17 protein-coding genes are annotated in these 15,394 nt (G+C 35.0%); all 17 read right to left on the reverse strand.

Annotated elements, in window-relative coordinates; all coding sequences use genetic code 11:
* Positions 1-311: 311 nt before the first annotated feature.
* A complete protein-coding gene (locus VIHSUH07_RS05335; RefSeq protein WP_105084163.1) occupies positions 312-695 on the reverse strand; it encodes a hypothetical protein in 384 nt (127 codons plus the stop codon).
* Between the two features lie 196 nt (positions 696-891).
* Positions 892-1,257, reverse strand: a complete 366-nt coding sequence (locus VIHSUH07_RS05340) for a hypothetical protein (RefSeq protein WP_105084164.1) — start codon at positions 1,255-1,257, stop codon at positions 892-894.
* Positions 1,258-1,611: 354 nt separating this feature from the next.
* Positions 1,612-2,436 carry an IS21 family transposase gene (gene istA, locus VIHSUH07_RS05345; protein ID WP_233187825.1) on the reverse strand — a complete coding sequence of 275 codons (825 nt, stop codon included), beginning with the start codon at positions 2,434-2,436 and terminating at the stop codon, positions 1,612-1,614.
* A gap of 141 nt (positions 2,437-2,577) precedes the next feature.
* Complete coding sequence (locus tag VIHSUH07_RS05350; RefSeq protein ID WP_105084165.1) at positions 2,578-3,483, reverse strand: DUF805 domain-containing protein; 906 nt, start codon at positions 3,481-3,483, stop codon at positions 2,578-2,580.
* 127 nt (positions 3,484-3,610) lie between these two features.
* Entirely contained in the window at positions 3,611-3,790 is a 180-nt protein-coding gene (locus VIHSUH07_RS05355) for a hypothetical protein (protein ID WP_105084166.1), read from the reverse strand.
* A gap of 140 nt (positions 3,791-3,930) precedes the next feature.
* Positions 3,931-4,275, reverse strand: a complete 345-nt coding sequence (locus tag VIHSUH07_RS05360; protein WP_199176836.1) for a hypothetical protein — start codon at positions 4,273-4,275, stop codon at positions 3,931-3,933.
* A 137-nt stretch (positions 4,276-4,412) separates the two neighbouring features.
* The gene (locus VIHSUH07_RS05365) at positions 4,413-5,399 is read right to left on the reverse strand and encodes a DUF805 domain-containing protein (RefSeq protein ID WP_105084168.1); all 987 of its coding nucleotides are present in this window, start codon (positions 5,397-5,399) and stop codon (positions 4,413-4,415) included.
* A 181-nt stretch (positions 5,400-5,580) separates the two neighbouring features.
* Positions 5,581-6,858: a nickel-dependent lactate racemase gene (larA, locus tag VIHSUH07_RS05370; protein WP_105084169.1), complete on the reverse strand. Its 1,278-nt coding sequence runs from the start codon at positions 6,856-6,858 to the stop codon at positions 5,581-5,583.
* A gap of 55 nt (positions 6,859-6,913) precedes the next feature.
* A complete protein-coding gene (gene larC, locus VIHSUH07_RS05375) occupies positions 6,914-8,203 on the reverse strand; it encodes a nickel pincer cofactor biosynthesis protein LarC (RefSeq protein ID WP_105084170.1) in 1,290 nt (429 codons plus the stop codon).
* On the reverse strand, positions 8,200-8,955 hold the full coding sequence (larB, locus tag VIHSUH07_RS05380; RefSeq protein ID WP_105084171.1) for a nickel pincer cofactor biosynthesis protein LarB: 756 nt from the start codon (positions 8,953-8,955) through the stop codon (positions 8,200-8,202). The genes larC and larB overlap by 4 nt, the downstream gene beginning before the upstream one ends.
* Positions 8,952-9,698: an ATP-dependent sacrificial sulfur transferase LarE gene (gene larE / locus VIHSUH07_RS05385; RefSeq protein ID WP_105084172.1), complete on the reverse strand. Its 747-nt coding sequence runs from the start codon at positions 9,696-9,698 to the stop codon at positions 8,952-8,954. Before larE ends, larB begins: the two co-directional genes overlap by 4 nt.
* A gap of 320 nt (positions 9,699-10,018) precedes the next feature.
* A complete protein-coding gene (recO, locus tag VIHSUH07_RS05390; RefSeq protein ID WP_105084173.1) occupies positions 10,019-10,720 on the reverse strand; it encodes a DNA repair protein RecO in 702 nt (233 codons plus the stop codon).
* Complete coding sequence (locus VIHSUH07_RS05395) at positions 10,707-12,041, reverse strand: hemolysin family protein (RefSeq protein ID WP_038122684.1); 1,335 nt, start codon at positions 12,039-12,041, stop codon at positions 10,707-10,709. The genes recO and VIHSUH07_RS05395 overlap by 14 nt, the downstream gene beginning before the upstream one ends.
* 35 nt (positions 12,042-12,076) lie before the next feature.
* Complete coding sequence (gene era / locus VIHSUH07_RS05400; RefSeq protein ID WP_005379880.1) at positions 12,077-12,976, reverse strand: GTPase Era; 900 nt, start codon at positions 12,974-12,976, stop codon at positions 12,077-12,079.
* Positions 12,969-13,445, reverse strand: a complete 477-nt coding sequence (gene ybeY, locus VIHSUH07_RS05405) for an rRNA maturation RNase YbeY (RefSeq protein WP_005379920.1) — start codon at positions 13,443-13,445, stop codon at positions 12,969-12,971. Before ybeY ends, era begins: the two co-directional genes overlap by 8 nt.
* 5 nt (positions 13,446-13,450) lie before the next feature.
* Positions 13,451-14,419, reverse strand: coding sequence for a PhoH family protein (locus VIHSUH07_RS05410; protein ID WP_105084174.1), 969 nt, complete (start codon positions 14,417-14,419; stop codon positions 13,451-13,453).
* Positions 14,416-15,393 carry a TIGR01212 family radical SAM protein gene (locus VIHSUH07_RS05415; RefSeq protein WP_005379958.1) on the reverse strand — a complete coding sequence of 326 codons (978 nt, stop codon included), beginning with the start codon at positions 15,391-15,393 and terminating at the stop codon, positions 14,416-14,418. The genes VIHSUH07_RS05410 and VIHSUH07_RS05415 overlap by 4 nt, the downstream gene beginning before the upstream one ends.
* Position 15,394: the final 1 nt, after the last annotated feature.

A 15,394-nucleotide genomic window follows, 5' to 3' on the forward strand; every position in this document is an offset into this window, starting at 1 on the left:
AGTTAGTGTTCCTGCTTTACTTTTACGCCATAAATTATAAGCACCTAAAAAACATATTCCGAATATAAAAATCACATTAATGTTCTCAATAAATTCAGGTAAACCAATATATGATTTTATAAAAATACATATAAGGAAATAGTTTCCAATCACTGTTAAAAGTGTAACCTTCCGAGTACCCTAATATTTAAACATAAGATAGTTAAAACTTAAGAGAGAAAATATAGTTGCTATTTGCTTTTCCATTCGTCTTCTTATTAAGGAGATATTACGTCCATAAAATAAAAGTGTATTTTAATAGCATTATTAAATTAGTGAAATATAATCCATAAGATAAACACGATTCCAATTATGTATATATAATTTTCATTACGTCCATCTTTATATGTACTAGATTCCTTTTTTTGTATATTTCTGATGAAATCTTTAAAAAAATGAAGTACTAAGACTGCACCTAATGGATAAAAATAAGCATATCCAAAATTAAAGAATATATAGAATATTAAAAAACCAATTCCAGCAACTATGCTTACTAAATTTGTAAATTTATATAAATGTGGGTATCGCATATTATTTACCCATTCTTGCTGCTTACGAGTTAAATTCTGTTGTAATACATTTTTATAATACGCACGAAGATCCCAAACCAAAATAAATAATACTACTCCAAAAGTATAATCAAACTTATTTATCATTTAGCAGACTTATCTCCTAACTAGCTTCAAATAACTCTTATATAAAATAACAGTCATGTTAAATCATATTAAAATATAGAATGTTTTATTCAAATAAATGGACAAAACCCTAACTATATAATGACCTTAGTGTTTTATAAATAGCTAGGATCATAGAAATGGATAACATCCATATACGAACATTATTTGAATACATCTATATAAAAGTAATAATAGAACTTATAACCCAAAATCCCAAAAATAACCAACCATAAATACTCTTTTTCGCTATAGGTATACCAACTAATTTTTTGTGAAATCCTAAAATAAATAATATACATACAATTAATCTCGAATTATACTGATTTATCCCTCTTCTATATATCCGTCCAACAATACGACGGCCACGAATTAATGGTGTTAATAGCACTCCACCCATAACTAATATAGGGATAATAAACCTATAGTCTACATTCGGTGCAGTCGCCTCAATGGCATTACCTGTTATAGTAATTGCTAAAAAAATTGTTCCAATTATTCTAAACCTTATTAAATTTAATAACTTAACTATTTTTACATTCATATATGATTATCCAATTTCTTTAATTATAAAAGTCATACTAATGTCCTCTGTGCTATCATATATGTATAGCATCTTATCTATGGTCTTTAAGGTCATAGATTTGGCCACATATCCTGGGGGTACAGAATAGTGGCTACCACGAAAGCTAATGAGGTTACTAGTTGAAACCTTAGCTTTTGGGCGATCTATGCGGTAGGAATCTCTTATCACTTTTGTTGGAAGTGGGGTAAGAGATTCCTTTTCTTTTGCAAGTAGTACAGACGGTATTTGTCTTGTGGCTTGAGAAATCGCTAGATTACTACGTAAAATAATTCTTTGAACCTGTTCTTCCACTTCTTGTATTGTCAGTTTTCCTTAGTACGCATGAATTTCATCTAGAATTTTCATTTGGCTTTCTACTTTACCTTTCGTTTGTGGACGGCGCGCAATACAAGGTTTAAATGTAAAGCCAAAGTCACTTGAAAATTGCTCTGCTCTAGTATGAAGCTGCCCTTTAGTTCCAGCTAGCCTCGGTTGTACCATCACAGTCTTCATATTATCTGTTACTAGTACATGAGGAACACCTTGTAATTGCTCAAAGAATTCTACCAATGCATCTTGTAATGTTTCAGTAGTTCTATCGAACGTGACCTTTGCTAATTTGTATCGAGAATAGCCTAACGTCATCAGCAATATATTAAAAGTTATGTGTGTCCCATCTTGCAATAAGAATTTAATATTCTCTTTCCAATCTACTTGCGCTTGTTCAGCTGGTGCAGTTTCAAAGCGAATCGTATGCTGCGTACTAGGCGATGTATGTTTTCTATCAAAATAGGATTGAAACACGGGTATCTTTGAAATATAGCCACGAAATGTAGAGTAAGCAGCTGTGAGTCCATGGTTGTCTACCAAGTATTGCCATAGAACACGTTTGTAATAAAACTGTTGGGGGGTATCATCAGATAATAAAGTCTGTATTATGTCATAAAATGGATCAATCATAGATGGTTTATGACGATGTGGATCAGGCGTTCCATTTTCATAATGAGATTTTATGGTACGTCTATCATAGCCTAATTCACGACCTAGTAAACTATAATTAGGTTTCAAGTTGCAAGCCTCCAGAATGTCTTTTAACATTGGTAAATCTGATAATGATGTTATAGTAAATGAACTGTTAATACCGTATACGTATTGCATGTTGTTATCACCTCAACTATAGTATCGGTGATACAATCAAAATTGTACATTCTTATATCATCATTTTTGTACATTCTTAGAGTATCATTTACAATTATGCATTACTTTCAACAAATATCATATACAAATGGGCAATAGCAATTAGCTTATATCCCTTAAACTATTTATATCCCAACTACTTTTTACAAATATTCTGTATATAATAAAAATATTTAAATACGGAACCAATAATAATATGACCCAGAGACCACTATATAAACTATCATGTAATCTACGAATACATAATGTCAGAATTGATAGAATAGCATAAAAATATAAGACATAAAATATACCTATTGATATAGGTGTAAGTATTTCTATTCCTGTCTCATCTTTAATCATAAAAAGTATTGAGATAAAATTTACGATTAAGCTAATAATCATACCAAATGATCCTATACCCAAATAAGCCTCTACTCTTTTAGCTCTGCCTTTAAGACAAAACGACTGATGTATATAAATATCCCTCATATACTCTAATAATCCATTTTTATTCTCTAGAGTTATCTTGTTATTTAAATAACCAACAGATTTCGTTGGTGAAATCAATTGAAAACTACTATTCCCATATCGATTATTACTATGATTACTTGGGAGTAAGTATAAAAACATTGTTGGTATAAATATAATACCTACTTCTCTTAGCAAGATTTCTTCAAAAAACACTATATTTAAACCGTCAAGTACAAATAGATCATACATATAATATCCATATATACTACAACTTATTATTAACCATAAGTATAGCCATTTTCCTGATAATCCAAAATCATGTAATCTACGTCTGCTTAACTCTATAACTAAACATACACCCATTAGTTTAAAGATATAACGTAAATAATACATCTCTATTAATTGGATAGACAAAGTGTTTATAATTGCATTACCAACAAAATAAGTAAAGAATAAACCAATCAATATAATAAGGTAGGCCTTCTTATTTATTCGTGTATTATGGAGTAAATCATATATATTTTGTTTTATAAGTTGTATCTCTTCACTTATCATCTATTTTATCTGACGCTTTTTACACTAAAAAATTAATCCGAATTCTAACAAGTATACATAGTCACCTAAATCATCATATCTGATTTTCAACTAAGTAGATTATAACTTATTAAATTTAAGAGAATTCTCACAGTCCCAAAATTTCTTTTAATATACCAAAAAATACTAGCCAAGCAACAAAACCTGCACCATAAAAATCATAGTGAATCTCAGCACCAATCATAAAATCATAAGCCATTCCATATATAATGGATGTTAATGCAAATAATGCAAATCCATAGAAAAAGAATTTTTTTATAACAGCCATTTTAATAATTTCCTTATATAAAAAAATAAATTTACTAAAAGAAATAAAATAAGAGTGAAATCATAATTGCCATATATAAGTAATTCATGTGATTGAATACTAAGTATATCAGTCTATTTAGAAACACTTTTATTACTATTTTAATGTAAAGCTAATAAATTTACACCATTATACTCTAATGTCAATAAATTATAGTTTTGATCTATTGAGAATATCCCTTTAAGACCTCCTGCATCAATAAATGAGTAAGTATTATCATCAATCTTATAGAATTCACTTTCTAAAGGTACAAAATATTTATCTAATGCTAAACCTACCTTCTCCGCATCTTCTTTAGAGCACTGCAAAACATCCTGTATTCGTTTAAAAAATGGCTTATGAACATTTTCTATTCTATCTTCTATTATTTTATTAACCTTACTATAAGTCTTATATCTATAAATCAGATATAAAATAGCTAATAATAAAGCGATATTCTCCTTCATAGTTCCCTCTAAAATCGTAGTTAAGTTAACTGTTACAGACTACACCTAATCTATCTTTATATCGATACTTCTAAGATTCCAATTCAACTCTATTTTATATTTTTAATCAACAATACTTTATGCATTCAAATCGCAATTTAAACATTCTCAATACCTATAATAGAAGGCTTAAAAAGAATTAAATATAAAACATATATGTTTACATATGGTATCCATAACCCCAATAGCCATAACGCACTTGCACCAGAGTCATGTAATCTTCTAATAATCATACCTATGTTAGCCAACAGTAACCAATAATAAAAAATATATGCTATATAATCGTGCCACATATGAGATACAAATTGACTTTGAATCATGGTACTTATAATTTGATTTAACAGAGCAACAGTTATGATAAATATAATATTACACCATATAATATGTGATCGACTTTGCCTGCCTTTGATATTCAACATATCGGTAATAAATGTTTTTTTCATCACCTTAAGAATGTCATTTAATCCAATATATTCAATAGTTGATTCATCTAATTTCCTATATTCAATGAGATCGTGATATATAATCTTATGATTGCCTACTAAAGCACCATAACTAGCTAAACCATATTTTAAATCTCTTGGAATATGGTTGAGTAAAATAAACAAAAAAGCTAATAACATAATTCGTATTGACATCCAAAAATAAAGAGAAAATTCAAATGTAACCGAATTTAAACCTGTACTAAAAACACGATAAATATATAGACCGCCAAAGAATATTAAAGCAAAAGCAAAGCAATAACTAACAAGTTTTCCACCTGTATGTAAATCACTATCATTAAAACGATACTGTATTAATCTTGACATTCCTGTAGCGCAAATAAGCAACTGTAAAATTGCTAATATAATATATACAGGTTCAGTAATTCTTAAATCACTTAGCATAAATAAATCAAAACTGTGAGACTCTAATCTAATTATTCCTTCGCTAAAGACTGCTAATAAATAGCCCATTATATATAACGTATAAAATATAAATAATAATAAAGCTATAGTATATTCAATTTTATTTAAACGAATATTATGCTTAAGCATTATCAAATTTTGCTTTAAAATATAATACTCATCCTGTATATAGCTCATATTCCCTTCTCTCTTAATCTAGTAAAGTTTGTAATTTATTAATCTTATATTTATATCACATTATATAAGAATATTAATAAATTTTAAACCACCTACCAAAGATTACCAGTCATCTTTAATAGGTGGTTCATTTTATTCACCCTTAGCGATACGATCTAAGAGTTCAATATGTTATTGTAAATTACGCTTTCACCACAACAGATACACCATCAGGAATAACTGTAATGCTTGCATCTTTTCCTTTTAATTCCAAAGCCTTGTTCAATGCTTCATCAAATGTGCTAGCATGTTGTAAATGCATATCTGTAAGCATCTTAGGATCGCATTGATCTGTTACAACAATAACTGTAAATTGATCTAGAATACGAGCCAAGATTTGCATTTCCCATTGGTCTGGAATTGTTTCATTACGAGGCACCTTAGCAATACGGTCTAATAATTCACGAGGTGTTTTGGCATTTTTAAGGTTTTCGTATAGAGATTCCCCACCATGACCATCATTACAAGCGGCAATCATGATGATAACACCATCTTTTTTACAAGATGCTTCGGCAGCGGTCATGCCTTTTACAGCTTGATATACGTTTTGGTCTAATGGATACCCACCATTTGTAGTGACTACAATATCTGCTGGTACAGCTTTCACACTAGCTAGTTCAGATACAAAAGCACAGCCAGTTTCATGAGCTTGTTCCATATCGCCAGCAAAGGCATTGATAATATGTTTTTCCGCATCGATGACAACATTTAAAATAAATGCTAGTTTCGCAGTACGTCCAGCGTATACCATGTCCTTATGAATTGGATTGTTCTCGATAATACCTGTACGAGCATATGGGCTATTGATAAATTCAGCACAGTGATTTGCCATTACAGTCACTTCGGAAGCAATGCCTGGCAATACGCTTTTTCTACCGCCAGAGAAACCAGCAAAGAAATGTGGTTCAATGAAACCTTCAGAAATTAATAGCTCCGTTTCTACAGCTAGTTTATTGATGATGCAATCCCCACCGGATGGCAATACGCCTATTTTAGTCATTTGACTAGCATCACCAGAGATATGATTTACAATCTTTTCATTGGCTACGATTTCAGGACCAAATTTATCTACCATTTCTTCATGTGTAGTAGGACGATGGAAACCAGTAGCTAGTAAAATAGTAATATCGATGGATGGATTGGCTTCACGAATACGGCGAAGTAGAATTGGCATCGTAATTTTACTAGGCACTGGACGCGTATGGTCACTTGTGATGATGACCATGTTGGATTTACCCTTAACCAATTCTTCCAAGCGTTGGCTGCCGATAGGATTATCTAGTGCATGTTCTACCAATGCCTCTTGTGAAAGCTCAGCCTTATAGGAATGGGCTTTAGATTCTAATACACCTGCGATATTTTGATCAGGAATATTGATATCTACAAATCCTTTTGCATAGGGTACATTAAATGTTTTCATGGGAATCACTCCTTAACTTAACACTAACAAACTATAAATAACCCGCTACGACAAATCAATCCTCCTTCTTACGCAATTGTCGTTTAAGGTCTAATAAACTCATATTATTTTGCGTAGCAATGGCAGCCAGTGAATCATATTCATATTTATGTCTCTTTACACCAAATCCACTGCTCGTTTTAAAAACAATTCTATTGCCTTCCCAATCTATGTCTCCTGTAGACCGGTTCAAAATATATCGATTACAGCGATGATATCGAATACCAAGGCTCGTAGTATGCTTGAATATTAAATCACGCAGATTATCGATATCGTCTACTTTACAAAGAACAGTTAACATCGTACCAGGTCGTTGTTTTTTCATCATAATCGATGTGGTAAACACGTCTAGTGCTGGTGAAAGTAATAACTGTTCTACTGCATAGCCGATTTCTTCTGGCGTCATATCATCGAGATTACAAGATATTTCAATGATTGTGTCTTCTAAATCATTGTTTATTTCAACAAAGGCGCGAATACAATTCGGTCTTTCAAATTGTTTCATACCAAATCCATAAGATACCTTTGTTGGTGTCATAACAGGCATATGGCTAAAGGCTGTACCAAAATACTTACCTAACGCTGCGCCTGTAGGCGTACATAGCTCACCCTTAATCTGATAATCTGCGTACATTGGAATACCCGCTAATAACTCCATCGTTGCTGGTGCTGGCACAGGTAGTTCTCCATGAGCACAGTGAACAGTACCTGTTCCTACATGTATAGGAGAGATGATAATCTCATCAAAATTCAATGCCTCTAAGAGTACACAAACGGCTACAATATCTGCAATAGCATCGAGCATGCCCAGCTCGTGGAAATGAATTTGTGTCACTGTAGATTTATGAACCTTAGCCTCCGCTTGAGCTACCAGATTATATACGTTGATAGCATTCTGTTTACATGTATCGGAAATAGATAAGCTATTAATTATATCCGTTACACCTTGTAAGCCTCGACCATGCACGTGATGTTCGCTATGTATATGGTAATCTGAATGTTCTTCATGCGTATCTGTCTCACCATGTTCCTGATGAGCATCGTGATGGTGATGATCAGTATTATGTTGGTCATGGGGACTACCTGTATGATGTTCAGACTCTTCTATACCATTAATGGTAACTGCTACCCGATAACCTTGTAAGCCCTTATCTTCTTTCGGAATAAGTGTATAGGTAACATTAGGTATCCCTATTTGATTAAGCCGTTCTATCCATATTTCAGGGTTATCTACTAAACCGAGTAATGTCGCGGTCAGCATGTCTCCTGCAATGCCCATTTGACAATCTAAAAATAATCGTTTCATTTACTTTCACCTATATGATTAATCATATTCGCTGTATAAGCAGCACCAAATCCATTGTCTATGTTGACAACCGTAACACCGCTAGCGCAGGAATTGAGCATCGATAATAACGCCGTAACACCACCAAATGCCGTTCCATAACCAACACTAGTTGGTACGGCTATAACAGGTACATCCACCAGGCCACCAACAACACTTGCTAAAGCCCCTTCCATGCCGGCAATGACAACGATAACCTTAGCAGACATAATAGTATCTAAATGTTGTAACAAACGATGAATACCCGCCACACCTACGTCATAAATTCGATTGACCGTATTACCATAAAATTCAGCTGTAATTGCACATTCTTCAGCCACTTTATAATCACTTGTACCGCCGGTAACAATAGCTATACTGGACTCGGTTTTCTTCGTAGGCATATCACCAACGTAGCCGATATGAGCATCCTTGATATAGGTCAAGGAATGGTGTTCTTGAACCTCTGCAGCCACATCAGGTGCTAAGCGTGTAATCAATATATGACCTTGCCCATTAGACTGCATGGAGGAGATAATACCCACGATTTGTTCACTAGTTTTACCAGCACCATAAATAACCTCTGGCACACCTTGCCGTAATTGACGATGTAAATCAACGTTGGCATACCCTAAATCCTCTATTGGTTTCATCTTTAGCTTTAATAAGGCTGCATCCACATCTACCTGTCTATTTTTTACTTGCTCTAGAAGAGATCTAATATCATCGCTCATGAACGCACCTCTAAATCTAATACAACATCATCAAACATAGATTTAAAAAATATGAGAATCTCAATCCTATTCTTAATAACAATAGCTATTTGATTCTCTGGGACTTGAATTTTAGCAGTATTCCCTATCAGACGAACTCTAAAATCTGATAGCCCTAACGAAAATAAATACCCTTCCGCTTTTTCAATATGTTCTAAATCAAGACCTGTTATGTGCTGCCCCGCTTGAAATCTCGTAGCTAAACAGGCATAGGATGGTTTATCCCAGGTAAATAAATTAGCCTGTTTGGCCAACTGGCGAATCATAGATTTTGTTAAGCCACAGTCTCTTAGTGGCGACTTAACAGATAGCTCAGCTATTGCTTTCATACCAGGGCGATCATCTACCTCATCACTGGCATTGGTTCCATCGCATAATACGGAAAATCCATCGCGTTTAACCTGTTCACTTATCGTTGTGAATACATGATGTTTACAGTAATAGCATCGATCACTTGGGTTGCTCGTTACATCATCATGTTCGAGTACATCAATATCTATGATTTCTAAGGGAATACCGATATATTCTGCAATTTTCTTGGCATCATCTAATTCAAACTGTGGCACAAACTGAGACTTAACAGTATATGCTTTGCATGGAATGCCAGATTGTTTGACAGCATACGCTAAATAGGATGAATCTACACCACCAGATAGAGCTACACCTACATTACCTAATGTCTTTATATACTCGATTAATTCCATTCCATACAATCCTTTAATAAATTTCTATAATCTATAGTTTCAAAATAAAAAAATAAAATAGAGCCATCACTATAGGCTCTAATATCACTCTACCATATAGAGAACAACCATTAATGTATTTAGTATAAAACTTTTTGTTCCCATTTTCTAACTCATAAATGAGATATATGTTCAGGTAATACATTATATTTTTTCTATATAAGAAAACCACTTATCTTAAATAGGTTTATCTAACCTATTCGAGATAAGTGGTTTAAAATTTATAAAAATTTTTGATAAGGAGTCTTATGAATCGATACCTAACAATTTATCAGTATATATTATAAACTCATCAGAAATTTTACACTTTGCAGTTGTTTACCTATTTCCTGTTCACAATAAGAAAATAGTAATCGTTCTAATTCCTTCCATACAGTTCCAGGAAGTTCAATAGGTGCTGTATCGCCCCATTGATAGGACAAAATATTTGGCATTGCGTTGCGTAATGAAAGGGATGGATTCATATGCGTATGTATCCGTAGTTCGTTCCAGAATAAATCAATTCCATCTCCGGTATTAAAAGCCTCATGTTGTGGCATTACCCCCGCTAACGCCAGCATTTGCCATCCCAATATGATAGTCCCTAATCGTACATTTCGTTGACGTATCGATTTTGAATAATTGACTACAGCATTAAATACATTACGATCAACATCATACGATGCAAATAGTTCTTGTATCAGTTCACTGGCTACAGCTGCATAGGCAATGTTATCAAGGTTGGTATCTAGCGATTCCACCACATAGGACCCATCGATTTGTGTAACTTTCACAAAATCACCATCCTGCACAACTGTGATATACATAGCGCTGAAGGGGCGTAAATATGATGCATTACGCAATGTTTGTAACCGTTTATGCGGAAAAGAGGCCCTAATAATGCCTAAGGACGGTGTGATAAAGGTAAACACCGAATAGAGCTTGTATTTTTTTCGGCTCACCACGATGGCCGGCGTATTAAAAGCGCCACTAATCTTGTTCATGTTCATCATCCGTAACAGTTTCAGACTCAGGTAAAGGTGTTACACGCAAACGTGAAATACGATAACCTTGCATCTTAATTACTTCAAATGTATAACCATAAGCATCAACAGTATCCCCCACAATTGGAGTACGGCCTAATAGACCGAAGATATAGCCACCAATCGTATCGGAATCGGAGTCTTCAATGTGAATATTCATCATTTCAGACACTTCATCGACAAGAACCTTGCCGTCAAACTCAAAGGAGCCATCAGAATAACTCATCGTAGCCGGCAAATGAGGTTCATGTTCGTCTTGAATATCCCCTACCAATTCTTCGATAATATCCTCTAACCCCACAAGGCCTACCATACCGCCGTATTCATCGACAACAACGGCTTGGTAAATACGACGCGTTCGCATGTATTGCAATAAGGTAGATAATTTCATAACCTCAGGAACCGTCAAGATATCTCGTTTGATGTTACGCAAATCTTTTCTAGCCTGCTTTTGACGTTCCATCAAATCCTTAATATGTACAAGGCCTACAATATGATCCTTATCTTCCACACACAATGGGTATCTCGTATGCGATGTAGAACGAATCACCTTCATGGCTTCATCATAACCATCTTCCACAAAAATACAATCCACATCTTGGCGAGGCACCATAACCTCTTTTGCCATACGTTCCACAAAGTTGAAAACATTGTCTATCAACTCAGATTCTACCTGATTTAACTGACCTTCTTCATGACTTCTAGAAATCATCATGCGTATTTCCTCTTCCGTATATACAAGGTCTAGTTCAGTTAAGTATTTTGTTTGGTAAAATTTAAGGATGCAATTGGATATTTTGCTAGCTAACCAGACAAAAGGATATACAATACGACCAACGCCAACGACGATGCGACTATGCATATTTACATATTTTGTAGGGAATGATAAACCCAATGCTTTCGGTACAATTTCGCCAAAGATGAGGACGATAAGACTAATGATAATAAGCAAGATCAGGTCTAAAATATGATGAACCCATGTACCATGGATATTAAAAATGTCCATGATACCTACCACAAAACTATTAAAGATATATGTGCCAGTACCTGCTAAGGTGAGAATGAAAAAGAGTATTAGAAATTGTGTAGTATTAAGGAAATACTCAGGATTTTGGTATAGCTTTAACAAGAATTGGCGATCCTTTTCATGTAGGATTTCCATATCTTCTACGTGTTCCTTGCGCAACCGTGCAAAAGAGAATTTTGCTACCACCAAAAAGTTAATTAAGAAAATACATACTATGCCGAACCCAATCGGTAACAGGGCATCTATACTGTCCATAACAATCCTTTCTAAGTATAATCAATCTAAATAATCTATTTTTTATATCCCAATTCTGAAAGCATACCCGATTTATTACGCCAATCCTTTTTAACCTTAACCCATAAATCAAGATATACTTTTGTAGCCAATAACTTTTGAATATCCATGCGCGCTTCTGCACCAATCTTGCGTAGTAACGCACCTTTGTTACCAATGATGATTCCCTTTTGAGAATCTCGTTCACAATAGATGGTAGCACGAATATATGTAGTTCCATCATCACGAGTCTTCATTTCATCTACATCTACAGCGATGGCATGAGGAATTTCATCACGGGTAGACAACAAAATCTTTTCGCGAACGATATCAGAAATAATCAATCGTTCTGGTTGGTCCGTAATCATATCTTCTGGGAAGTATTGAGGACCTTCTGGCAAATGTTCACCTAGCACATTAAGAAGTTCAGATAAATTTTCTTTATTCTTTGCCGAAATAGGAATGACACCAGCAAATGGATACGCATCTTGATAGGATACGATAGCTTCTAATACCTGTTCTTTTTGCAGTGTATCAATTTTATTGACTACGAGAAATACCGGTACTTTCACGCGTTTTAATTGTTCAATGATGAAATTATCTCCTGGACCTCGTTTTTCATTACCTGCCACAACAAATAGAACGGCCTCTGTTTCCTTCAACGATTCAATGGCTGCATCGACCATGAATTCACCTAATTTATGTTTTGGCTTATGTACGCCTGGTGTATCCATGAAAACGATTTGTTTTTCTTCATCGGTGTAAACACAAATAATGCGGTTACGCGTTGTCTGTGCCTTATCGGATACAATGGCGATCTTGTCGCCTATCAAGGCATTAATCATGGTAGACTTGCCTACATTTGGTCGCCCTACAACGGCTACGAAGCCGGATTTAAAATGTTCTGCTTTATTCATTATATGGTTGATCCTCTCGTACATACCCTAAATTAGAAAGCACAAATTCTTCTTCTGTGCGCATTTCTTTTTTATCTTCATCGGTCATATGGTCATAGCCTAAGATATGCAAACAACTATGTGTTGTTAAATAGGCTAATTCCCGTTCAAAACTATGCCCGTACTCGACAGCTTGTTCATGAGCTCGTTCCAAGGAGAGTATCATATCCCCCAATAGGTGATGTTCCTCTTCACTACCTTCGTAATCGTCCCCTTCATTAAGGGCAAAGGACAATACATCTGTTGGTCTATCAATACCGCGATATTCCTTATTTAGTTCATGAATTTTCTTATTGTCGCATAGTAGAATGCTTAACTCATCATCTTCAAGTCCATACACGCGGCTCACTTCATCGCAAACCTTTTGTATAACCTCTTCAATCTTAGTATCTCGGGCTATACCATCATCATAACTAATTTGTATATGCATAATTCTTATTCTTCCTTTGAAAGCTTTTGATGGTATGCATCATAGGCTTTAACGATGCGACCTACCAAATCATGACGCACCACATCTTGATCTGTAAAATACACCATATGGATACCAGACACGCGTTTTAAAACCTTTTCTGCTTCATAGAGACCAGATGTCACACGCGGAGGCAAGTCAATTTGTGTTTTATCACCATTGACGACCATTTTAGAGTTATTACCTAAACGAGTTAAGAACATCTTCATTTGCTCTGCCGTCGTATTCTGTGCTTCATCCAAGATGACGAAGGCATTTTCTAATGTACGACCGCGCATGTACGCTAATGGTGCCACCTCGATTGTGCCCCGTTCCATAAAGCGTTGTACTTGTTCAATACCAAACATTTCGTGCAACGCATCATAAAGCGGACGCAAATATGGATCTACCTTATCTTGTAATTCGCCAGGTAAGAACCCTAGTCGTTCACCAGCCTCTACGGCAGGTCGCGTCAAAATAATCTTATCAACATTGCGGTTCTTCAAGTAAAATGCGGCTAATGCAACAGCCAAGAACGTTTTACCTGTACCGGCAGGTCCAATGCCAAAGGTGATAGTATTCTTACGAATACTGTCTACATATTGCTTTTGCCCTTCCGTCTTTGGCGTAATGCTTTTACCACGCATCGTTACGGACAAGGTATCCTCAAACATGGTATGAAGGGCATCCCCTTTGCCATTCATCACCATCTTAGCCGCAATACGAACTTGAGATTCTGTAATCGTACTGCCTTCTTTATAGAGGAATACCAGTTCCTCTAATGTCCGATACAACGCCTCTACTTGAAGCTCGTCCCCTTTTATGACAACTGTATCACCACGGGATACAATATCCGCAGGAATGACTTCATTCATCATTTGTAAATATCTATTGTGTTGACCTAGTATAGATTGTGCTAAGTCATAGGTAGGAAAGGTAAATACCCGTTCGCTCATGCTTGTCCCCCATCTATAAATTTACGTACTGCTTTACCATTTAAATAATCACATAAATCGCCTTGATGTGCATCTAGTTCATCCATCATATCGTCGATTAAATCCTGTACACGCCACCAGCCCATAGACCAATTGGTAAATAATGTATTATCCTCTGGAGCACGACCCACTAATCGTTGTAACACGATATCTGGATGGAGATGGCGTAAAAACTGAACAACACGCTCCGCATACTCCTCGGCGCTAATCAAGGTGATTTGACCTTCTTCATACCATTTGGCCATCAATGTATGTTTCACAATATATAGAGCATGTAACTTTACTTGGTCAACGCCAAGGGATGATAAAATTTTGGCCCCTTCAATGGTATCCTCCATCGTATCCCAAGGCAAATTAACAATCATATGTGTGGTCACATTAAATCCATAACGCTTAATGCGTAAAACCGCATCGATAAATTGCGCTAAATCATGGCCTCGATTAATCTTCTCAAGTGTATGATAATTAACGGTTTGCAATCCTAATTCAATGTAGATATCCTTATGAAATCGTTGTTGTATGTCCTGTAATACATCTAAATACTCATTAGAAATACAATCAGGTCTCGTAGCGATTGCAATCCCTACGGCTTCATCAATACAACCTTGTTCCATATAGGATTTAAAATCCTCAAGAGGTAAATAGGTATTACTAAAGTTTTGATAATAAGGTATAAATTTTTTAGCCTTATATTTAGGTCCGATGTGTGCAATATTTTCTTCTAATTGCATGCGTACCGTCATCCATGCAGGTCTATTTTCATAACCAGCACCGATTTCCCCACAGAATGTACATCCTCCAACACCAGCTGATCCATCTCGATTAGGACAGGTTAAAGGTAATGCAACAGGTAATTTATATACCTTTTCACCATATGTTTCTTTATAAAATTTTGACACCATCCGGTACCGTTTCGGTCTCGTTGTATCTGACATA

It is taken from the genome of Veillonella sp. T34266-5, assembly GCF_002959815.1.
In the GTDB taxonomy this organism is placed as follows: domain Bacteria; phylum Bacillota; class Negativicutes; order Veillonellales; family Veillonellaceae; genus Veillonella; species Veillonella atypica.